General features: G+C 47.7%; 14 protein-coding genes and 1 pseudogene. 11 read left to right on the top strand and 4 right to left on the bottom strand.

Features of this window, described 5'->3' with window-relative positions:
- Positions 1-59: 59 nt before the first annotated feature.
- Positions 60-2420, bottom strand: coding sequence for a CHAT domain-containing tetratricopeptide repeat protein (locus SPI9445_RS0104545; protein ID WP_017303544.1), 2361 nt, complete (start codon positions 2418-2420; stop codon positions 60-62).
- A gap of 111 nt (positions 2421-2531) precedes the next feature.
- Positions 2532-5507 (bottom strand): serine/threonine-protein kinase, encoded by a 2976-nt coding sequence (locus tag SPI9445_RS27320; RefSeq protein ID WP_017303543.1) that lies wholly within the window; start codon positions 5505-5507, stop codon positions 2532-2534.
- Positions 5508-6054: 547 nt separating this feature from the next.
- Here SPI9445_RS27320 and SPI9445_RS0104530 point away from each other — a divergent pair.
- The 3 genes and pseudogenes from SPI9445_RS0104530 to SPI9445_RS31785 all read left to right on the top strand — a co-directional run.
- On the top strand, positions 6055-7176 hold the full coding sequence (locus SPI9445_RS0104530; RefSeq protein WP_017303541.1) for a hybrid sensor histidine kinase/response regulator: 1122 nt from the start codon (positions 6055-6057) through the stop codon (positions 7174-7176).
- A 43-nt stretch (positions 7177-7219) separates the two neighbouring features.
- Complete coding sequence (locus tag SPI9445_RS0104525; protein ID WP_017303540.1) at positions 7220-7612, top strand: hypothetical protein; 393 nt, start codon at positions 7220-7222, stop codon at positions 7610-7612.
- Between the two features lie 139 nt (positions 7613-7751).
- Positions 7752-7928: pseudogene (locus SPI9445_RS31785) on the top strand (transposase); the annotation flags it as partial.
- A 103-nt stretch (positions 7929-8031) separates the two neighbouring features.
- Here the strand turns inward: SPI9445_RS31785 and SPI9445_RS0104520 are convergent.
- Positions 8032-8586, bottom strand: coding sequence for a DUF2854 domain-containing protein (locus SPI9445_RS0104520; protein WP_026079525.1), 555 nt, complete (start codon positions 8584-8586; stop codon positions 8032-8034).
- Between the two features lie 129 nt (positions 8587-8715).
- A complete protein-coding gene (locus SPI9445_RS0104515) occupies positions 8716-9924 on the bottom strand; it encodes a hypothetical protein (protein ID WP_017303538.1) in 1209 nt (402 codons plus the stop codon).
- Between the two features lie 418 nt (positions 9925-10342).
- Here SPI9445_RS0104515 and SPI9445_RS0104510 point away from each other — a divergent pair, with 418 nt between their 5' ends.
- The 8 genes from SPI9445_RS0104510 to SPI9445_RS0104470 all read left to right on the top strand — a co-directional run bounded on the left by SPI9445_RS0104510 (position 10343) and on the right by SPI9445_RS0104470 (position 21158).
- Positions 10343-10795 (top strand): DUF29 domain-containing protein, encoded by a 453-nt coding sequence (locus SPI9445_RS0104510; RefSeq protein WP_052646659.1) that lies wholly within the window; start codon positions 10343-10345, stop codon positions 10793-10795.
- Between the two features lie 156 nt (positions 10796-10951).
- Positions 10952-11404 (top strand): GPW/gp25 family protein, encoded by a 453-nt coding sequence (locus SPI9445_RS0104505; protein ID WP_017303536.1) that lies wholly within the window; start codon positions 10952-10954, stop codon positions 11402-11404.
- Between the two features lie 46 nt (positions 11405-11450).
- The gene (locus tag SPI9445_RS0104500; protein ID WP_017303535.1) at positions 11451-13676 is read left to right on the top strand and encodes a putative baseplate assembly protein; all 2226 of its coding nucleotides are present in this window, start codon (positions 11451-11453) and stop codon (positions 13674-13676) included.
- A gap of 2 nt (positions 13677-13678) precedes the next feature.
- On the top strand, positions 13679-14929 hold the full coding sequence (locus SPI9445_RS31025) for a phage tail protein (RefSeq protein WP_017303534.1): 1251 nt from the start codon (positions 13679-13681) through the stop codon (positions 14927-14929).
- 41 nt (positions 14930-14970) lie between these two features.
- Positions 14971-16296: a hypothetical protein gene (locus SPI9445_RS0104490; RefSeq protein WP_017303533.1), complete on the top strand. Its 1326-nt coding sequence runs from the start codon at positions 14971-14973 to the stop codon at positions 16294-16296.
- A 114-nt stretch (positions 16297-16410) separates the two neighbouring features.
- Positions 16411-17814: a PDC sensor domain-containing protein gene (locus SPI9445_RS0104480; protein WP_017303531.1), complete on the top strand. Its 1404-nt coding sequence runs from the start codon at positions 16411-16413 to the stop codon at positions 17812-17814.
- Positions 17815-17822: 8 nt separating this feature from the next.
- Positions 17823-19241 (top strand): cache domain-containing protein, encoded by a 1419-nt coding sequence (locus tag SPI9445_RS0104475; protein ID WP_083883492.1) that lies wholly within the window; start codon positions 17823-17825, stop codon positions 19239-19241.
- 21 nt (positions 19242-19262) lie between these two features.
- Positions 19263-21158, top strand: coding sequence for a cyclic nucleotide-binding domain-containing protein (locus SPI9445_RS0104470; protein WP_017303529.1), 1896 nt, complete (start codon positions 19263-19265; stop codon positions 21156-21158).
- Positions 21159-21219: the final 61 nt, after the last annotated feature.

Genomic DNA, 21219 nt, shown 5'->3' with positions numbered 1-21219 from the left:
CGGGAGAGGGGGAGTTGATCATTATTGCCTATTCCCCTGGTCCCCTGCTCCCTGTTCCCCTAGTCCAGAGAAGCCAAACTCTGCCAGTCTGCGATCGCCGATTCCGTCCATAACCAATCTTGGGCTAATCGGTCCACCTGAAACCCCAAAGGATCTTCATTCATCACCGTTTGACGCAACTTGTAGGCCTTATTGAGCAGCGTTGTCCGAGCATCCCCCGTTTGATTTTCCGCCAGCTTTTGTAATCCTAACGCCAATCCCGCGTAGGTGTTCAGCGTTACCCGATCCATCCCCTCATCCCCACCTCCCACCATTTGGGAATCCAACAACTCTAGGGCATCATACCAAGTCTGATTCGCTTGATCATAATTCCCCTCCGCATAGTAAGCAAACCCGAGAGCGTTGTGATACTTCACTTTCTCAGGGGCCTTCTGAATCGCACTAGACCAATAGCGCCGCGCATCGGATACACTGTAACGACTATCCCCAATCTGCACCGACTGCCAAGCTAAACGACCCAATAAAAACAGAATTTCTGGAGTGTCCCGTTGTTCCGGTTTCACTCCAGCCAACACCGAAGCCCCATGACTCAACACATTGCGCTCTAATAGGGTTTCTACGGCGATCGCCCCCGTCTCCAGATTCCCCTGATTAAACTGCTCAATAGCAAAGCTCGTCAACTGTTCCGTACTCACTGCCCTAAAATCTAAATCCTCGGGATCCACCGGATCCTGCCCACTTAGTAAGGCCTCCAACGGATTAGAAAACACATTAGGGTAATAAATCCGCCCCCAAATCCAGACCACCCCCCCAAACATTAACACCATCGCCAACATCCCCCCCCAGAAACCCGCCAGAGGAAAACGGGAGGGAGGGGGTGCCTCGGGTGTTTCCGTTGGGGGAAGAGTGACAGGAGGGGGAGGAGTCACCACCGACGGCGTTTCACTCAGCACATCCTGAATAAAACTCAAATCCTCCTCATCACTCTCAGCCTTGGCCGGACGTAACATCTCCTCCTCTTGCTCCCGAGAGGCCACCCGTGCCGTAGCCACCAAATCCGCTAAAAATTCCTCATCCTCCTCCTCCGTTTCTAGGGGATCCAAATCCTCCAAATAAGGGTCATCCTCTAAATAATCCTCCTCGTCCATCTCCTCCTCATCCCCCGTCAAAAACCCCAAGGGCAGATCATCAGGATCTTCCAAATCAAAGGGATCCGGCAGTGCAGGAGAAGGAATCAAGACCCCATTAAACTCCGGGTGCAAATAGAGGACAGGCAGCGCCCAATAGAGTTGGTTTGACCCATAGGCCGAAATTAACCCCTGTCGAGCGCGACTGAGGCTTAAATCAATAGGATACCCTTGGTCAAGGTTGCGGTAGAATAACCGCGTGAAGGCCAAGGCCACCTCATCCGGGATACGCTCCGCCATCGCCAACACCGCCGGAATCCCCCGATTGACCAAAGCCTGAGCTAAATTTGTTTGCTTGTCTTCATTGGGGTTTAAAGCCGTATCCGTCCCCCGACAAGAGTTAAACACCGCCAGTTGTATCCCATTATTGACCAACAACCCGGCCAAATCTTGACCATAGAGTTTTTCCGTGAGTCCCGTCGTGCGACTGACTAAATACACATCCCCCCCCGACTCCCCTAAATTGCTATGTCCGGCATAGTGAAATACTTGATAGTTCCCTTGTTCTAATGCTTGGGTTAATTCAGCCCGTCCCGGTTGTTCTAGCAGCGTCAGTTCAATATTAGGGGGGATATCAGGGTCCGGGCTTTGCAGTTCCGTTTGTAGCTGTAGGGCTTCTTGGTGTAGGGCGAGACTGTCTTGATCCTCGGGACTAGCGATCGCCATTAACACCCGTAGGGGAGGCTGAGGTCTTGGGGGTAAACTGAAGCGATCGCACCCCAACGCCGTCCCAATTTGGTAACGGGAAAAGGCAATATCGGGCCCTGTAGACAAAGGACGAAAGACCCCATTTCCCGTGTCCCGACTGCCCTCATGTAACACCTCCCAAGGCAAACGCAACAGCCGGGATCCCTTCAGACCCAGCCGAAAACGTAACACCGACCGTTGATTATGGGCGATCGCCTGAGCCATCATCCAACTATCCCGCAAACTCCCCTGCAACAGCGCATCATAAAGCTGTTGTCCCAAGGCCACCAAACTCGGACTCACCTCCCCCCCATCAGGAGGCAATTGTCCCGTAATAAATAAAAACTCCGTCGCCAGAGAATCCTGATCTTGCAACAAGCGGAACATAGGATCATCCATCAACTGTCCTGCTTGTTGTAACCAATCCTCAACGACCCAGTGGACTTGTTCCTCCGCGAGGGGAACACCCGATGCAACCTTTTCCGTGCGTACCAGATAGTGATCCTGACCCAAAGGCGTAACGGAAAGTTGGAATTCCTGAAACATAGTAAGTGGCTATTAGCTAGGCGCAAATGTCCCAAAAGAACCAGACAAAATGCTGATACAAACCTTGATGAACTTTAACCCGGAAATGTTTCCACCCAGCGACTTGACCGATTAACGAGAGACAATATCTTCTATTCTACCGATGAGCAAACTATATTGCTCCGGAGCGGTGAGGCGATCGCGCACATGATACTCCCGACCCTGCAAAATCACATAAAACTGCTCCCCCTGACGATTCATAAACACAAAATGACTGCGAGTCCTCGGGGCTTCCGCTTGGTTCGACAAAGGCGGCAACTCATAAGTCCCACGAGGAGCCAACCCATCATAAGACCACCAAGACAAACGATTAAACTCCTCAGGATCCATTCTCTCCCCATGTAACCCCAGTAAAACCCCCTGCCGATCCGAAGCCATCAAACGAGTCCGTACATTCAACATCGGACTTTGCGCCCCCTCCAACTTCTGCACATTACGAACATCCCCCGTCGGAGCAACCCCCAGTAAAATCCCATTACTGGTCAATAAACGACCATCTTGTAAAAACCCCACAGGTTGCCCCACCGGAACATCCGCCCGAATCGCCGTATCCGTGCGAAACTCCGGCGCACCTTGGGCAATATTCACCCGACGCAAAATCGCACTGTTGCGGTCTTCCCCCTTCACAATCCCATAGAGATGATTTTGCGAACCATCCAACACATACACCGTTTCCCCATAATGGCGCGAGTCCGACAGCAAAATCTCCTCCTCCCCACTCAAATCCACCGCCAACAACGGACTATGATTCACCAAAGACCCATAAACCCAATTCCGATCCGTCACAACCAGATGAAACGGGGGATGAGGAAGGGACAGAGTTTTCTCGATTTGTTCCCGTTGTAAATTCACCCACGACAAACTCTCCTGATGACCCACCACCGCAAACTGTCCATTGGGACTAATCGACACCATCAAAGGTTCCGCCGGGAGGTTAATCGTCACCCTACGCCGCGAGCGAGGATAATACATATACAATTGATTAGGATTCTTCCCCACCACCACAATCCCCTCCCGCATCGTATATTGAGCGTCGATCACCTCCTCAAAGGGTAACGCCACTTTTTGCCGACTCGGGAGTTGGGGCAAAGTCATCGTTTCCGCCCCCCCTGCCTCAGATTCCCCACCGCCACCCTCCTCTACCGGATTCGCCGGACTCAAACTTAACTCCGGAGCCCCCGGAAAAAGAGACAAAGCCAAAAAAGCCGAGGCCAAGGCAATCAGCGCCATCCCTACCCCCCCCCATACCCGATTATCCTCCAGCCAGGTTAACCAATAACTCAGGGAGATCACAGGTTTATTAGGATGCGCTAACAAATCATCCAAGGCCGCCAGCGCTTCCGTCGCGGAGGGGTAACGGTGACGGAAGTCATAACGCACCATTTTGTTAATAATTTTCGCCAAATAGGGGCTAACCGTCGCATGATCTCGCCAGCGCAACTCCCCGGTTTTTTTGTGTTCCTTCAAATATTCGGGATTCAATCCCGTTAAAGCTTGAATACCAATAATCCCCACAGAATACACATCACTCGCCAGCTTGGGCTTCCCTTGGGCCTGTTCCCCCGGAATATAACCCGGAGTGCCGATACTCACCGTTAGCAGGGTTTTATCAAAGGTTTCCAGATGTTCCCCAATCTGTTTGACCGCCCCAAAGTCAATCAAGACAATTTTTCCGTCCTCTCGTCGCCGAATATTGGCGGGTTTAATGTCCCGGTGAATTACCTTTTGATCATGAACAAATTTGAGAACTTGCAGGATATCCCGCAACAGGGCAATCACCGTTAATTCATCCAGTTTATGACCCAGAGGGAGTTCTTTCTCCAAGTCGTGGCCTTCGATATATTCCTGCACTAAGTAAAACTCGTTATTTTCCTCAAAGTGGGCCAGGAGTTGGGGAATTTGGGGATGTCGCCCCAATTGATTTAAAACTTGGGCTTCACTGTCAAAGAGACGACGAGCCAATTTTAAGGCTGCGGGGGTGGTGCGATAGGGTTTAAGTTGTTTGACCACACAGCGCGGATGACCCGGCATTTGTCGATCTTCCGCTAAAAAAGTTGTGCCGAACCCCCCTTTGCCCAAGGATTCTAAAATCCGATAACGTCCAGCCAACAGGGGGGGATCTTTCGGGTCTTCTCGCAGTAATTCGGCCACAGTCAGGGGTGGGGGAATAAGGGGGGAAGCGGTGGGGACTTCAATTAAAGTGTCGTCATTGGACGCTACGGTGATCACCGTCCCCCGTAACCACTGTAACGCCTCACCCGCCGAAGGATAACGCTCTTGGGAGTCTGGGGCGACCATTTGGGCTAAAACCTCGGCCAGAGAGTCACTGATGGTCAAATTTTCCCGCCAGAGAATTTCGCTAGACTCGGGAGAGGGTTTCGGTAAATCTTGCACCGCAACCCCCATTAAGGCCTGTAACGCCATTACCCCCAAGCTATAAAGATCGCTGCTACAGGTCGGTTTACGGCGTTCTGAGCGCGGGAAATACCCCGGATGACTCAGAATCCCTTTCATGCCGATTTGACCTTGAGAATTGACCGCTAGGGCGCAGATTTGGCGCATTCCCCCCAAGTCGATCAGAACCCACTGTTGATCATTTTGGCGCTGGATCAAATTACTGGGCTTTAGGTTACGATGGATAATATTCTGTTGGTGTGCGATCGCCAACCCCTCCAAACTGGACAGCAAAAACCCCACTACTTGGGATTCCGTCCAAGGTTGACCCAGTGTCAACTGTTCGCTTAAACTCTCCCCCTTGATAAACTCCTGCACTAAAAAAAAAGTGTGATCCCCTTCAAAGGCATCCAAAACTTCCGCAAAGGGCGACTCCTGCCCCAACTGCCTCAAAATACCAGACTCCTGTTCAAAAATCCGCCGGGCCAACCGCACAATTTTGGGGTGTTTAGCCTGTAAGCGAAACACCTTCACCACGCACTGGGGATTCCCCGGCAACTGCAAATCCTCCGCTAAGTAAGTTTGACACAACCTTCCCCTACCCAAACGATGGGTAATCCCGTAGCGTTTCTTGAGAATCTGTCCTACTTTCATCGCAGTCTAAACATAAAGACAATCAGCAAGGTTTCCAAGCATCAGGAGTTAAACATTTTCCGGAGTTCAAACTCTACCTAGGATCGAGCAACCCTTGGGGTCAGTCCGTCTCTATTCTAGAGTAATCCTAAATTAGGATCTAAAGAGACGCACAAACGGCTGAAACAAGGGAGAGTGCAGGGGATGCGGTTTAGGGGGTGCGATGGGGGAGAAGGGTGGACTCTTGACAATTTATAAAAAGTCTTTAAATTTTCAACCCCCAGCCCGATTCACCCCCCAAAATCGATGTTATCAACTCGGGGCATTGTGATAGAATCATTGGGTAAAATAGCCCCAGAATCTCACCCCTCTTACTTCGTTTTTCTCCTCTATTTCCCTGATTTTTTCTCTGGTATTTTTACTTGCTCAGAGAAAAAATATATTTTAACTCATTTTGCTCAGTCCCATTTTCTGCTATTCTGTAAACCTCCCTTGTGTTCTGATTTTCCTTTCTTACTCCTCGTTCAAATGCTGTCCAGCCTGTTGCTACCTGCATCCAACATGATCTATGGAAACTTATACGATTCTGGTCGTTGAAGATGAAGCGGTGATCGGCATGAATATCCGATCAACCCTCAAGCGTTTGGGCTATCAAGTCCCTCCCGTTGTTCCCTCGGGAGAAAAAGCCGTACAAAAAGCGAATAGCATTAAACCCGACCTAATTTTAATGGATATTATGTTAAAAAAAGGCGGAATTGATGGGGTAGAAGCGGCCCAAAAGATTAGCGAAAATCTAGAAATTCCTATCGTCTTTTTAACCGCCCATAGTGACCCCCAAACCATTGAACGTGCCAAAGCGGCCGCCCCCTTTGGTTACATTGTTAAACCCTTTGAGGAACGGAACTTACAGACCACTGTAGAAATTGCTTTAGTCCGTGCCAAGTCTGAGTTTGCCCTCAAGCGTGCGATTGAAAAAGAGCGAGAACTAAATGAGTTAAAAAATCATTTTGTTTCCATTGTTTCCCATGAATTTAGAACCCCCTTGTCCACGATTCTATTTTCTGCAACCCTGTTAGAAAATTTTGATGAAAGTTGGCCAGCAGAACGACGAAAAGATTATTTCCAAAAAATTCACAGTAGCGTCAAACAACTCCGGAGTTTAATTGATGATGTTTTGTTATTAGGACAAGCAGAATCTCAAAAGTTAGATTTTAAACCTCTGGAACTGAATTTAGAGAAATTTTGCCTTGATTTATTAGATGATTTAAAATTAACTGAATGTCAAGAAAGGATTCAGTTTGTGGTGACAGGAGACTGTCATCACGGAAAGCTGGATCGGAATTTATTAACTCATATTTTGCGAAATTTACTCACCAATGCCGCTAAATATTCCCCAAATGGGAGTCCCGTCCATTTTGAATTAACCTGTCAGGAAGAATGGGTGATTTTTCGGGTTAAAGATCAGGGGATTGGCATTCCCCTAGACGATCAAAAGCATCTCTATGAAACCTTTCACCGTGCCAAAAATGTGGGAAAAATTGCCGGGACAGGTTTAGGATTGTCCATTGTTAAACAAGCCGTCGATTTACACAAAGGCACAATTGACGTAAAAAGTCAAGTGGGGGAAGGGACAGAATTTGTGGTGAAGTTACCGAGAATTCAGGAACCAGAATCTCTACAGAGGAGTTGATAGGATGGTAGTGAGATCGATCGGAATTCAGTAGGAGGTCACGGTGAATCAAAATTTTTATAAACTCTCTCAGATTAACTCTTCTAGCATTGGCTGTGGGTTACTATTTATCCTGATTTGCCTTCTACTCGGATCTGTCGGACTCGGGTGGGTCGTCAATGGCTTTTTTATTTTCCTGTTCCTCCTTTTTATCACTCCTCCCCTACTGCTTTTGCTAGCGCGTTGGTGGATTCGCCGGAAGTTAGTGGAGGATGAGTGTCCAGTGTGTGATTATCGTTTTATGGGGTTTGATGGAGTCCAGATGCAGTGTCCGAGTTGTGGAGAATCTCTAAATGTCACCCAAAGTGGATTTCAGCGCATCACCCCACCAGGTACCATTGATGTGGAAGCCGTGAATGTAGAAGTGGTGGATAACACGCCTCAATTAGAATCATGAGGGCGGGTGGAGAAAGTCGGCTCGTCGGGAATTCCTGAGTCAAGGGGCGCGAAGGGGAGTTAGCTCATCGTCGGGAAGCCCCGCACTGTACGTTCGCGTTCGCGAAGCGTCACGAAGTGAACGCAAAGCGTTGCGTAGCAAATGTTCTCATTGTGGGTTGGTAACGGATAGGGACGTTGCTGCGGCGATGGTTGTTGAGCAACGTGGACTTGCAGCCCTTGGACTGGGGGTCAAGCTGCCTGTAGAGGAAGAGGTTATTGGGGATGTCCCTAAAAAGACATCTAGAGCCTCCCGTAGAAGCAGGAAAGCCTCATAGTAATATGGGGAAGCCCGCACCGTACCCCTAGGGTCGGTGTCGGGAGGATGTCACGAAAATCTTGCCGTAGGGGTAATTGATGAATTCCCCCTACAATCTAGGCTTACGGTTCACGATTCAATGCAATAAGTGCCGCTTCAATATCCGACTCCTCCACCTGTTCAACCGTGACACGGATGCCCGGGCCAAAGAACGTTTCGATTTTCTCCCGTTGTTGTTGCCAAGTTTCCAGAGGAACAAAGGGAGAGTCAAATTCCAAAATTAGGGCGTATTGTCCTTCAATGGCCGTTTCTCGGATAGCCTTCAAGATGGGACGCTCTTCATCGTTGGGACTGAGGCCTAAACGTTCGAGAGAGTCATCTAAATGGGCTTCTTGTCCGTAACGGTAGCGGGTGACATCGTTGCGAATTTGGTTCTGGGTGGGGGTAGCCTGTTGTTCACGCAGGCTGAGGATTTCCGGGGAAGTCGCAACACTAAAGGGAGTCGGTTTCAGTTCCGCCGCTTTCAGCGCCAAGCCACCCAACAATAGGGGAACGCCATAAAAAAAGCCAATAAGGTTCAAGGTGGGTTTCCCCAAAGCATAGGCGATAACGCCCATTAGGGTAAGACTTAGCCCGACCACGAGGCCTAGTAATCCAAGCGGTATTTTGCGGAACATGATATTGTGAGAAAAATGTTAAGTTTTGTTCTAGATTTTACCAGAAACATGGCGCGGGAATGTCCCCTCTAAGCTGCGCGATAGAGGGAGAGTCGGTCAACGGAACTTGGCATCACTTCAGAACTTAGACTACGGATTGGCGAAAGTATTAATTTCACCGTTACCAATGCGCCGAATGGGACTAGATTGTTGTCCCATTTGGGGGCCGCTGGGATTGAGGGTGTTATTGTTCTGCCCCCGAATAGGCTGTTGCTGGGTCATGTTGGAGTTATTAAACAAGGGATTAACCCCAGTTGCATTATTCCCCTGTGGCATATTCGGCACGCCATAGTTATTAAAATTCGGACTCACATGGCGGGAGGAACGAGTGGGGGGGACAGAATAGGGCAGGGTGGGAGTCTGTCCCATCTGTCCTCGAACAGTCCCCGGAGGATTGTTAATATTCCCGTAGGGGGTGGTGGAGTAGGAGTTCCCATAGTTGGGTTGTTGACCTAATCCTTGCCCGGTAGGGAGATTATAGGGATTATAGGGTTGGCCCGATGCAGGGATTCCCATGTTATTCATCCCCGTTGCAGGGATTTGGCCATTCATCCCCGTCCCATTGTTGCCAGTATTGCTGAGAGTAGACTGATTCTGATGGGGGGATGTGGTGATAGTGTTAGTCCCCTGACTATTACGGCTTGAGTCTTGTTCTGATGGGGCATCATTTCCTTGCCTAGAGGATTGATTCATCAAAGATAAGGCTTGCTGTAAGGGACTCATCACCGTTGGCTGAGAAACCGTTTCCACAGGTTTTACCGAGGGCAGTTGAGTTAATTTAATCCAGGCGTTTGTGGGTTGAGAAGACCCAGCGGGTGAGGAATCTTGACCGTTGGCGGTGCGTTTGAGTAAGTCGGCAACGGAGGCAAATTGTCCGGTATCGTTGGGAATTAACCCCGGTAATAAGGGGTTCTCTGTTGCGGTGTCGGTTGCAGAAGTGGAACTTGGGGACGGATTTTCTGAGGCAGCCTCTAAGTCTGGGATGGGTAATTCTGGGGTAGGCACGGTGGGCAGATTCAACTGTTCCATCAACAAGGAGACATTATCCACATCGGCCATAGCGGCTAACTCTTCGCGGGTTAAATCAGGATTAGCGGCCAAGAGTCGGTCAATGACGGATTCTCCTTCGGAGTATTCTAGCCATTGGGGGTTTTGACTATAACTCCAAAAGGAAAAGCCCAACAGTACGGCTATGACCACAGACCCGACAAATAGGGGTTTGCGGTAAAAGGGAATGGGGGGTTGTAGATGTTTGTCTGGATGACTGGGGGTGTAGGAATGATGGGAGTTGGGAGACATAGGAATTTACAGCGATCGCTTTCAATAGTCCTACCTCCACTCTACCCCAATTTTCTCGATTCGACTGGGTGAACCCGACCCCCGCCCTTTAAATAGGGCTTGTTGAATAAGTCCGAGAGTTGGGAATTGGGGAATAGGGAACAGGGAACAGGGAACAGGGGGAATAGGGAATGGGGAATGGGGAGTCAGGTGTCGGGTGTCGGTGTAGGGGCGCAATGCTTGCGCCCTAGGGAATCGGGGAGTTGGGCGTCGGGAGTCGAGAAAAGGCAATAGTCAAGAGTTTTAGCTATTCACTAGCCACTATTCCCCTGCTCCCCTGCCCCCCTGCTCCCCTGCTCCCTCGTTCCCTGTTCCCTTGTTGAGTCTAGCGTAGGCGTGTTATTCAGCAGACCCTAAATAATAGTCAGGAGGATTGGAATTGAACACTGAACTTGCTCATCTGTATGACCAAGATTTTAATTTGTGGCTTGAACAAACGGTGAGTCTTTTAGAAAAAGGCGAACTCCATCATCTAGATGTGAAAAATTTGCTCGAAGAACTAAGGGATATGGGACGCAATACCAAACGGGAGGTTTTAAGTCGTTTAAAGGCGTTACTCCTTCATTTGTTGAAATGGAAATATCAACCCCAGAAGCGAACGGCTAGCTGGGCGAGTACCATTGATGAACAAAGAGATCAACTGCAACTTATACTCCGGGACAGTCCGAGTTTAAGGCCTTACTTAGAAGCGTTTTTTGTTGAATGTTATCAAAAGGCCATTCGGGGGGTCGTCCATGAAACCGGGCTGTCGAAACAGACATTCCCCTTAGTTTGTCCGTTCACAGTCGCTGATGTTTTGAGCCTAGATTATTGGCCTGATGGTGAGATTTGACAACTCCCCTACGAGGAAAGACAGACGGGGAACGGCGAGATCAATTCCTGATTCCCCACTCCTCAAAATCGGCAAACTCGACCTTAGTCGAATGGTCATTAACCGTTGCCCCGCCTAGATTGAACAGCATGGTGATTGACTAGGAAAAATCTGTCCATGCCCTTACTCCCCGGTTCTCAACCCCCGACCGATTATCTGGGTCAAGGATTTGCCTTTCCTTGGCGGGTTAACCCCCAGGGTGCTATTCAACTGAGTGCTGCCCAGCAGAACGTGGAAGAGTCCATGCGCATTATTTTGGAAACGAGTATCGGCGAACGGGTCTATCGTCCTGATTTTGGCTCTCGGTTGTCGGAATTAACCTTTGCTCCCCTCAATTTAGACACCCTTATTTCGATTCGCCGCTTCGTGGAGGAGGCACTGAGTATTTGGGAAGCGCGCATCATCTTGGATGAGGTGAAAACAATTCCCGATTCTGAACGGGGTCGGGTGTTGATTGAAATTAACTATCGTCTCCGGGCTAATTATGTCCCGGGTACTCTCATTTATCCTTTTTACTTAATGCCCCCAGAAGAAGCAATGGCAGAAGAAAACTTGAGTCGAGAGTATTAATCTCCCTCTCTTAGCCCCCCCATCTATCCCCTCATCCTCGTGATTTATGGAATTCCAGTTCTTACCCAATCTCCCTAAAGCGAACCTCGATGACCGCACCTTTGAGGATTTAATCGAAGAATGTCTCTTACGCATTCCCCGGTATTGTCCCGAGTGGACGAATTACAGTCCCAGTGACCCGGGGATTACGTTGGTAGAACTGTTTGCTTGGTTAACGGATCAAATGCTCATCCGTTTTAACCAAGTCCCTCGTCGTCAATACATCACGTTTTTGGAACTGCTGGGCATTCGTCTACACCCTCCTACTCCAGCCACTACGCCGATCACGTTTTACCTCGTGGGAGAGTTACCGGAACGCTACACTATTCCGAGGGGGATTGAAGTTTCCACCCTACGCACGGCCACTGATGCGGCGATTGTATTTAATACCGATCATCCGTTAATCATTGGTCAACCGCGTCTTCGTCATCTCTTGAAAGCCCGACATCAAGAAACCACCCCCCAATTATTGCGAGATCCCTTGGTGAATTTTTGGAGTCAACAACCTGATGGGGCATGGGGGGGGCCAGAGTTGGACATTTTTGATGAACAACCCCAACCGGGCAATTGTTTTTATTTGGTGTTTGACCCGGATGAGCCTTTAGAAGGCAATGTTGTAGCGGTTAATGTCCAAGGACAGGAGGCAACTCCCACCGGGATTAATCCCCAAGCACCGCCCCGAATTTGGGAGGCTTGGAATGGCACGGAATGGGTGTCGGTGTTGTTGAAGGAGTCTGATGATACTACCCAGGGTTTTAGTTTTAATCAACTGGTGCTAGAAGGGGGCAACCCGTTACAGGGGGCGGATGTGGTGCTGCACTTGCCCCAAACTTTCCCCGTGACTCAATTTTCCACTTATCAGGGGCGTTGGGTGCGTTGTTGTTTTAGTCCTCCCAGTCCCCAAAGACCGCCTTATAGTGCTTCTCCTCGTTTGGTGGGGGTGGATGTGCGGGCGATTGGGGGAACGGTGAATGGGAGTCAAGGGCGACGGGTGGAACGGGAGGAGGTGGGGGTGAGTGATGGCACGCCGGGTCAGAAGTTCCAATTACAGGAAACGCCCATTTTGCCTCGCAAGTCGGAGGAGGAGTATCTGGTGGTGGTGACTCCTTTGGGAATGCCCCAGGTCTGGCAGGAAGTGCCAGATTTTGCCGATTCTGGCCCTAATGATTTCCACTACACTTTAGATTCCATTACGGGTGAAATTCAGTTTGGGCCGTTAATTCGGGAGGCGATGAGTTTACCGACCCAGACGGTTCGCCGAGGTCAACAACAGGGGGGCTTACAAACGGTCACGACGGGAGAGTTAACGTGGTTTGATGGACAAAACCGGGCTGGGGCGATTCCGGGGGAAATGCAGCGTTTGGAACGGCAATATGGGGCGATTCCCCCTCGGGGGTCGCGGATTGTGATGGCGGCTTATCATACGGGAGGGGGGGCGATGGGTAATGTGCAGCCTAACACTCTAACGGTGTTAAAGTCGGCGGTGCCTTATGTGACTCAGGTGACGAATTATCAGCCAGCTAAGAATGGTTCGGATGGGGAAACGTTGGAACAGGCGGTGATTCGGGTGCCCCGTTTGTTGCGCAGTCGCGATCGCGCTGTTACACCAGAAGATTTTGAAACCCTTGCCCTACAAGCAGGACAGGGGGCGGTGGCTCGGGTGCGCTGTTTGCCGGCGGATGCTCGTCATGGGGGGAGCATTCAATTGTTGGTGGTGCCACAAACCAACACCCGAGGCATTGATGAGGAACAGGGGATTGCTCCAGAGCAGTTTAGTTTGACACCCCAGTTAAAAGAGCATTTATTGGCTTATTTGCGCGATCGCACTTTATTAGGCATTCAAGTTAAATGTGAGGAACCTCAGTATATTGGGGTCAGTGTCCAGACGGAAATTTCCCTCGAACCCATTTATAACACCCCCGAAGCCCGACAAGAAATCCTCTCCCGTCTGCGTGTTGCTTTATATCGTTTCCTCAATCCCCTCACCGGGGGGCCCGATGGACAAGGCTGGGCGTTTGGTCGTCCAGTGTACCCGTCAGATATTATTGCCGTTTTCCAAAAAGTCCCCGGAATCCTCTATCTTGGGGCAATTCAACTCTTTGCCAGTCAGCAAGTGGAGGGACAATGGACAAGGATGCCCCCCACCTCCATGATTGACCCGGGTCCCAACGGTTTAATTTGTTCTTGGTCTGATACTCGTGCTTCTTTGGGACACATTATTAACGTGATTTAGAAATGACTCAATCTCTTGATCTCCAACTGATTCCCATGCAACTTATCCCGGCTACTCCTGTTGAGGAGACAAGCGGGGAAGCTGAATTAATCATGACCGCTTCGAGTGTTAAAAATCTGGTTGTGCATCCGGGAGAACCGACGGAAATGGTGATTCAGTTGGAAAATCGAGGGACGCGCAATTTTCGCTGGAATGCCCAAATTCAGGGAAATTTTCCCCCAGAATGGTGTGAGATTATTAATAACAATGCCCTGTTACGACCGGGGGAACGGGTCAACGCGGCGCTGTTGTTTCAAGTTCCGGCGGACTTTTTTGAACAGGAATTTCTCCCGAGAATTCCCCTGAGATTAGATTACGATGCCCGGATTAATATTTATGGTAGTGATATCCCGGTAGAAGAACCGGAACTCTCTCGGAGAGAGGCTGAGGAAAGGGCAGAAATTAGCCAAAACATTGAACCAGAATCGCCGACAGAACCGGAAAGTTCTGAGGCGATGGAAGCGGAAATTGAGCCAGAAGAAGCGGGAGAAATTGAAGAAGAACCCACGCCAGAACCTGATCTTTCTGAACCAATAGAAGGGGAAATTGTGGGGGGAGAATTGGAAGAAATTCCCCAGGAAGGTGAAACGGTTGATTCTCTAGATACGGAACTATTTACCCTGGTTCAATTTGCGAACTTTCAGGTGTTTATTCGCCCCCAAAGTCTCTACCGGGATTTTGTCCCGCGTATCTTTGGGGAAATTGACTTTTTAGGACGTTTCCTCAAGATTTTTGAACAGGCGTTTGAACCGGATGTTTTAACTTTAAACACCCTCTGGGCTTATTTAGATCCTCTATTGGCTCCCGAAAGCCTGTTACCCTTTTTAGCCCATTGGGTGGGGTGGCCGCTGCAACCTAATTTGAGTTTAGACCAACAACGGCCTCTGATTCGCCATGCGATCGCCTTATACCGTTGGCGGGGGACTCGTCGAGGGCTACGTTTCGCCCTCCACTTGGCGACAGGACTCCCCCTTGTGGAAAGTACCTCAGAAGATGAACAGCCTATCGGTATCTATGAATCCTTTAGTCGCGGCCTGGTTTTGGGAGATACCCACTTAGGGCAAGATGCCACCCTAGGGGGAGGTCGTCCGTACCATTTCACGGTCAGATTGCGTCCCCCGGATGGTCATGAGTTGGACAAAACCTTAATTCAAGTGGTAATAGACCAAGAAAAGCCCGCGTTTTGTACTTATGATTTGGTGATTGAGTCTTAAACGTTCCCTTTTGCACAAAACTCAAATTAAATTAATATAAAATGACTTCTTTTTCTTATCCTCCCATCCATCCCCTAGAACGGTTAAATGTAACCGATGGTCTATTATTAAATGCCGAATTGTGGCAACTCGCCCATTATTATCACCGCCAACGGCAAAATATCCATTATCAAGCCCTGAATCAGGGGGGGATTGTCTGTGGTCTAGGATTATCTATTATTGAGCCTTCAGGGGAGATTAAGGCCGAATATCGCGATCGCCGTTGGTTACGCATTCAACCCGGCATTGCTATTGATAGTCGGGGGAATCCTATTATAGTCAGTGAATCCCTAGATTTTCACCTTGCCTCCGTCGCGGAAAAAAATCCGTTTTGGGTGTATTTAGTGCTGCGTTATGTAGACCCCGAAAAATTACAATGGAAAACTTCCCCTACCATTGTCCGGGAAACCTTCCGCCTGGATGAAAAAACGACGCTCCCTACAGATCAAGATGTAGAATTATGTCGGATTCTCCTACAACCGGGCAATGTAGAATTAAGTCACCCCGTGGATGTCTTTAATCCCGGTTTTAATCAGTTAGATTTGCGCTCTCGGGTACAAGTGCAGGCCAAGGCGAAAGGGTTTGTCCGCGTTGCCTATGCGGCTCAAGAAGGCACGAGAGAACCCCAACGGGAGGAACAGTGGGGAGAACTTCTCTCTGCCTTACCCGCACTCTATCCGGCCTTAGCGGGAGATCCCCAAGTGACCGCGCTTAATTTGGAACAAGTTAAAATTGAACAACTCCTAGGTTATAGTATTTTGTCTATACAACATCAGCGTTTTGTTAAACTAACAAATGGCACAAGTCAACTGCTACAGCAATATGTGGCGCACGGCGGGCTGATTGTTGTAGATTTGCCCGCATGGGAAACAGTCATTGATGAATTAAAAGTGATTGAAGGGGAGTTAAAAGAGGCGATCGCGGATATTGGGGACAATGAAAGTTTACGAGAGGCGAAAAACGAACTCATGCAAGAACTCCAAGCCACCCAACAGGAAATTACTAACCAAATTAATCAACTGAAAACTGAAGCCCAGCATTTAGTTGAAACCTTTGGCGTACATACCCCCAACTCAGGACAATTAGATCGTCATCATCCTCTGCGTCGTCTCCCCTTCTTGTTTAGTCAATATCCCACTGTCTCAAATAAGCCGATTGAACTCTTAAATTGGGGTGGAATTGTCTTTATTATCGGTAATTTAATCCAAGCTTGGGGCATTGATGAGGAGTTAGACCAAACTAGAGAAAGTATTCGGACTAATCATGAAATGGGCATTAATTTACTCCATTTCGCTTGGTGGAGACAGCAAATGATGCAAGCCCGGTAAGAGGTAATAGGTAATAGGTAATGGGGAATACTAATCAACTCCCGATTCCCGATTCCCGACTCCCGACTCCCGATTCCCGACTCCCAATTCCCTGTTCCCAATTCCCAATTCCCTATGATTAATAACTCTGGTTCTAAATTGCCCTTGCGCTGGATTTTTATTATCCCCTTTATACTGCAAATTTTCCTAGTTGTGAGTGTAGTAGGTTGGCTCTCATGGTGGAGTGGCCAACGGGCTATTACCCGCGCTATTATACAACTTAAAGCCGAAGTCAGTTCACGTACTCAGGAGCAATTAGATGAATATTTCAGCTATCCTACCCGACTGGCTGATTTGAACTTAAAAGTGGTGCAATTGGGAATGTTAGATGTTGGCAATCGGGAACAAATTACCCGTTATTTTGCCGAACAAATGCGACTCTATGCAGTAGATTTTATTAATTTTGGCGATCAAAATGGGAACTATACAGGAATTGGGCGTTCCCCGAATGGTGAACTTTACCTAGAAAGTCAAGATGCAACAGAAGATCGTCCAACATTTATAACTTACCGTTTGGATGCCCAAGGAAATCGGGGTAGTGTAATTACGCAAGAGGAAACTTATAATTTTCAGGATGAAGCATGGTATCGGAATCCTGTAGAACAAAACAGGGCTGTGTGGAGTGATATTTACCAATGGGATGAAGATCCTGGCACTTTTTCAATTTCAGTGAGTTATCCCTTTTACAATAATCAAGGTGAACTCTTAGGTGTGATGGGAGTTGATTTAGTTTTATCGCAAATCAAAAAGTATTTGAAATCTCTCGCCATGAGCTATGGGGGAGCAATTTTTATCATTGAACGAGATGGGACAATTGTTGCACATAGTTCCGAGGATCAATCAGACTATCAGGTTGAGAATGGAAAATTGACCCGAAGAAATGTGCTAGAAAGTAGTCATCCGATGGTTCAAGGTGTAGCTCAACAGTTAATTGATGAGTATAAAACTTGGGATGCTGTTCCGAAATCGCAAGGTTTTAAGTTCAGGGTGGGAGGAGAATTACACTTTATTGAAATTATTTCTTGGCAAGATGAATTAGGCTTAGATTGGATGGTTGGGATTATTATTCCTGAATCTCAATTTACAACGGAGTTAAAAAATAATACTCGCATGATGATTGTGGTTTGTGTAGTCGCTCTGCTGATTGCTTTTGGTCTAACAATTTATATTACCTCTTGGGTGACTCGTCCGTTGGAACAATTAAATCAAGCGGCGAAAGATTTGAAGTCCGATCGATTTCAGCCCATGAGTTTATATGCGGTTGCCTCAAGACAGGATGAGTTAGGGGAGTTGGGGCGCACATTTCAGGATATGGCGTTAGTGATTAGCGATCGCCAGAGTAACTTTGCCAATCAAGTGCAGGAACTACACCAACAAAATTCCCAATTTAAGCAGGGTAAAGAAGATGCCAAAAACCTAGAATTAGCTTACTTTAAAGCCTTAAAGAAAAAAGCCCAAAGTTTACGGCGCAAAGCTTAAATCTGACCATGAAATACATCTCCCTGAGAACCAGTATTCCTTTGCTCACCATTGCCCCTCTTGTTTTAGCCATTGGCTTAACAGGTGGACTAGCGTTTCACAATACCCGGCAAACAATTGATCAACTGTCCTCTGAGTTAAGTCAGGAAATTGCGGATCAAGTAGCCCAAAAAACCGAAACATTTTTAGCGGTTCCCCGGCAGATCAATCAACTGAATTATGATGCCTTTCAAAATGAGCAGATTAATCTCGATAATTTACCCCTCTTAGAACGCTATTTTTGGCATAAAATTCAGGTTTTTGATACGGTGAGTTATATCTACTTGGGGACGGAAACTGGGGAGTTCCGAGGGGCGGAACAAGTGAATGGGGTATTCCAGATCGGGGTGGTTGGAGTGAGTACCAATTCCCTATTTTTAACCTATAGTGCCACTTCCACGGGCGATCGCAACCAATTAGTCCATGAAGGCGATCGCTATGATCCCCGGATTCGTCCTTGGTATACCGCCACCGTTACCGCCCAGCGTCCCATCTGGAGTGAAGTCTATACTGATTTTAATAGTCGGCAATTAGCGATTACCGCCACTCATCCGGTGAAAAATACCCAAGATCAGTTAGTGGGGGTTTTCGGGGTGGATGTGTTCTTAAATCGTCTTGATGAGTTTCTCAAAAGCTTAAAAATTGCCGAAACCGGACAGGTGTTTATTATTGAACGAGATGGTTTTCTCATTGGCAGTTCTGGCAGTGATCCCACCGCTATCATAGAGGGGGAAGAGATACAACGGGTTTCTGTAATGGAGAGTCAAAACCCCATACTCCAAGCCACCGCTAATTATCTGGTGACAAGCTTTGGGGATTTAAGTTTAGTCCAAACTCAAGATCACCAGTCCTTTAAGTTTCAGGGAAATCAATACTTTGTCCGAGCGCAATCGTTCCGAGATCCCGGAGGGTTAGACTGGTTAATTGTGGTGGTGATTCCCGAGGCCGATTTCTTGGCTCAAGTGAATGCTCAAACTCAAATGACGGTGTTGTTTGGTTTAGCCGCCCTTATTTTAGCGGCCGGGGTGGGTTTTGTCCTCAGTAATTGGTTAGTGCGTCCCGTGATGCGTTTGAATGATGCAGCGCTATCTATTACGACCCACCGTTTTGATGACCAAAGTTTAGAGGATTTAGTAGAACGCTCCGATGAAGTGGGAGAGTTTGCCCGGGCATTTCGGGATATGGCCGTTGTGGTTGGCGATCGCACCCAAAGTTTAAGCGAACAACTCGAAGAGTTACAAGACAATAATCCTCTCAGTTCAGAACCATCCCTCGGGTCAGAAGAAAAAATAACCGAATTGCAAGATTCCTACAAAACCCTTCGTGAACGCGCTCAAAACCTCCGTCAACAAGCCCAAAATTGCCAAGATTCAACCGAAACCCCTTAAAATGCTACCCCATGAATGCCCATGTCTTCTAGTCGTTATCTTCGTCGAACCGTCCCTATCGTCATGATTGCCCCCCTCGTCCTTGGGGTAGGAGTGACAGGTCTTTTAGCCTTTTTAAACGGGCGGAGCACAGTCAATGACCTCTCCCAACGTTTAGTCGATAATATCGCCCAACGAGTTGAAACAGAAGTAATAGATACAATTGAATTACCTCATCAACTCAATCAATGGAATGCAGATCAACTCCGTCTAGGATTATTAAATCCCGAGGACTTATCAACCTTTGAAAAGCCCCTGTATTCTCAACTGCAACAAACCCCTTACTTTGCCTATGTGTACTGGGGCAACGAACAACGGGAATTTGTAGGGGCGGGTCGTGTTCGCAACAATCAAGTCGTTTTAGCCCGCTCCAATGCAGAGACAGATTACTACTATTACAACTATGAAGTAGATGCTCAAGGCAACCGAGGGGCGAGGCAGTCCATTGAACCCGAACCCTATGATCCCCGACAACGGCCTTGGTATCAAGATGCAGTGGCCGCTAAACAAGCCACTTGGGGGTCGATTTATATTTGGGCTGTTGGTTATGAAGACATTGCCCTCCCTGCCGTTTACCCCATCTTTAACGCAACGGGACAACTTCAAGGGGTTTTCGGGATTGATATTTCTTTGGGCAATCTAAGCGGATTTTTACGCGGATTACAAGTGGGCAAAACAGGACACACCTTTATTATTGAGCGAGATGGTTTATTAGTGGCCTCATCAGGTCAAGAAGGCTCCTATGATGCCCAATTAAGGCGAGTAGAAGCCATTAATAGTCAAGAACCCCTCATCCAAAATACCGCCCAAATGTTACTAAACAACATGGGCAGTTTTGCCAGCCTTGACGATAACCAAAAATTTTCCTTTCGCTGGCAAGGCAAACAACATTTAGTTCAAGTTCAACCCATCCGGGATGCCTACGGACTCGATTGGCTGATTGTGGTGGTCTTACCCAAAGCCGATTTTATGCAGCAAGTGAACCTACAAACTCGTCTCTCTATTATCTTAGGCCTCGCTTCTTTGGGTCTTGCCATTATCTTGGGCTTAATTTTAGGCTATTGGGTCATCCGCCCCATTGTACGCCTCAACGAAGCCGCCACAGACTTAAGAACTCAACAATTTGAACCCAGTACCATTGAAGATTTAACCCGTCGTTCTGACGAAATTGGCGAATTTGCCCGCGTCTTTCAAACTATGGCCATTACCCTAGATACTCAAGAACAGAGTTTGGAAGAACAACTGCAAGAAATGCAGTTACAATTAGGCGATAAATACCGAAAACTCATCCGGGGTCAAGGTCAAAACTTAACTCAACTTAAACAAATTCAAAAAAAAGCGAAGCTGATTCGAGACATTAAAAATATTGAAATAAACCTTGTTGAAGTTCTAAAAAAAGTGACTTATTTTTCCAGCCTTAAAGAACATGAAATTCAGCAAATTATTGAAGCAGGCTATCAAAAAGTTTTTGATACAGGAGAATATATCTGTCGGGAAGATGAGCCGGGGGATGAATTTTATATTATTGTCTCAGGAACAGTAGAGATTTTTGTAGAGAAAATCAACAAATACTTGACACAATTAAAAGCAGGTGCTTTTTTTGGTGAACTTTCCTTACTCATTGGCATTCCCCGCACAGCCACCGTCATTACTCGGGAAGAAACTCGTTTATTTATTCTCAATCAGGAAGCATTAGGCAGACTTTTAAAACAGTATAAATCCTTAGCTGATGAAATTACACACCAACTCAACTTACATCAAGCCGAATTGCAAGAACGTCAAGAACTTTTACGCAAATATGGTTTACTTGATGAGGATTTTAATAATAACCCTATGCGCTGGGTTCAAAATCGAATGAAAACCCTTTTCGGAGTTTAAAACAACCCAAATTATAAGACTGGATGATTTCTGTAGCTTCTTTGTTTCCTAACTTTTCCAC

It is taken from the genome of Spirulina subsalsa PCC 9445 (assembly GCF_000314005.1).
GTDB lineage: Bacteria > Cyanobacteriota > Cyanobacteriia > Cyanobacteriales > Spirulinaceae > Spirulina_A > Spirulina_A subsalsa.
The sequence above is the reverse complement of the archived record's forward strand: the minus strand, read 5'-3'. Positions and strand labels throughout refer to the sequence as shown.

Bases quoted from the DNA above. Each gene is read 5' to 3' on its own strand.
- SPI9445_RS0104545 (WP_017303544.1), bottom strand. From the start codon at position 2,420: ATGTTTCAGGAATTCCAACTTTCCGTTACGCCTTTGGGTCAGGATCAC.
- SPI9445_RS27320 (WP_017303543.1), bottom strand. From the start codon at position 5,507: ATGAAAGTAGGACAGATTCTCAAGAAACGCTACGGGATTACCCATCGT.
- SPI9445_RS0104530 (WP_017303541.1), top strand. From the start codon at position 6,055: ATGGAAACTTATACGATTCTGGTCGTTGAAGATGAAGCGGTGATCGGC.
- SPI9445_RS0104520 (WP_026079525.1), bottom strand. From the start codon at position 8,586: ATGTTCCGCAAAATACCGCTTGGATTACTAGGCCTCGTGGTCGGGCTA.
- SPI9445_RS0104515 (WP_017303538.1), bottom strand. From the start codon at position 9,924: ATGTCTCCCAACTCCCATCATTCCTACACCCCCAGTCATCCAGACAAA.
- SPI9445_RS0104505 (WP_017303536.1), top strand. From the start codon at position 10,952: ATGCCCTTACTCCCCGGTTCTCAACCCCCGACCGATTATCTGGGTCAA.
- SPI9445_RS0104500 (WP_017303535.1), top strand. From the start codon at position 11,451: ATGGAATTCCAGTTCTTACCCAATCTCCCTAAAGCGAACCTCGATGAC.
- SPI9445_RS31025 (WP_017303534.1), top strand. From the start codon at position 13,679: ATGACTCAATCTCTTGATCTCCAACTGATTCCCATGCAACTTATCCCG.
- SPI9445_RS0104490 (WP_017303533.1), top strand. From the start codon at position 14,971: ATGACTTCTTTTTCTTATCCTCCCATCCATCCCCTAGAACGGTTAAAT.
- SPI9445_RS0104480 (WP_017303531.1), top strand. From the start codon at position 16,411: ATGATTAATAACTCTGGTTCTAAATTGCCCTTGCGCTGGATTTTTATT.
- SPI9445_RS0104475 (WP_083883492.1), top strand. From the start codon at position 17,823: ATGAAATACATCTCCCTGAGAACCAGTATTCCTTTGCTCACCATTGCC.
- SPI9445_RS0104470 (WP_017303529.1), top strand. From the start codon at position 19,263: ATGTCTTCTAGTCGTTATCTTCGTCGAACCGTCCCTATCGTCATGATT.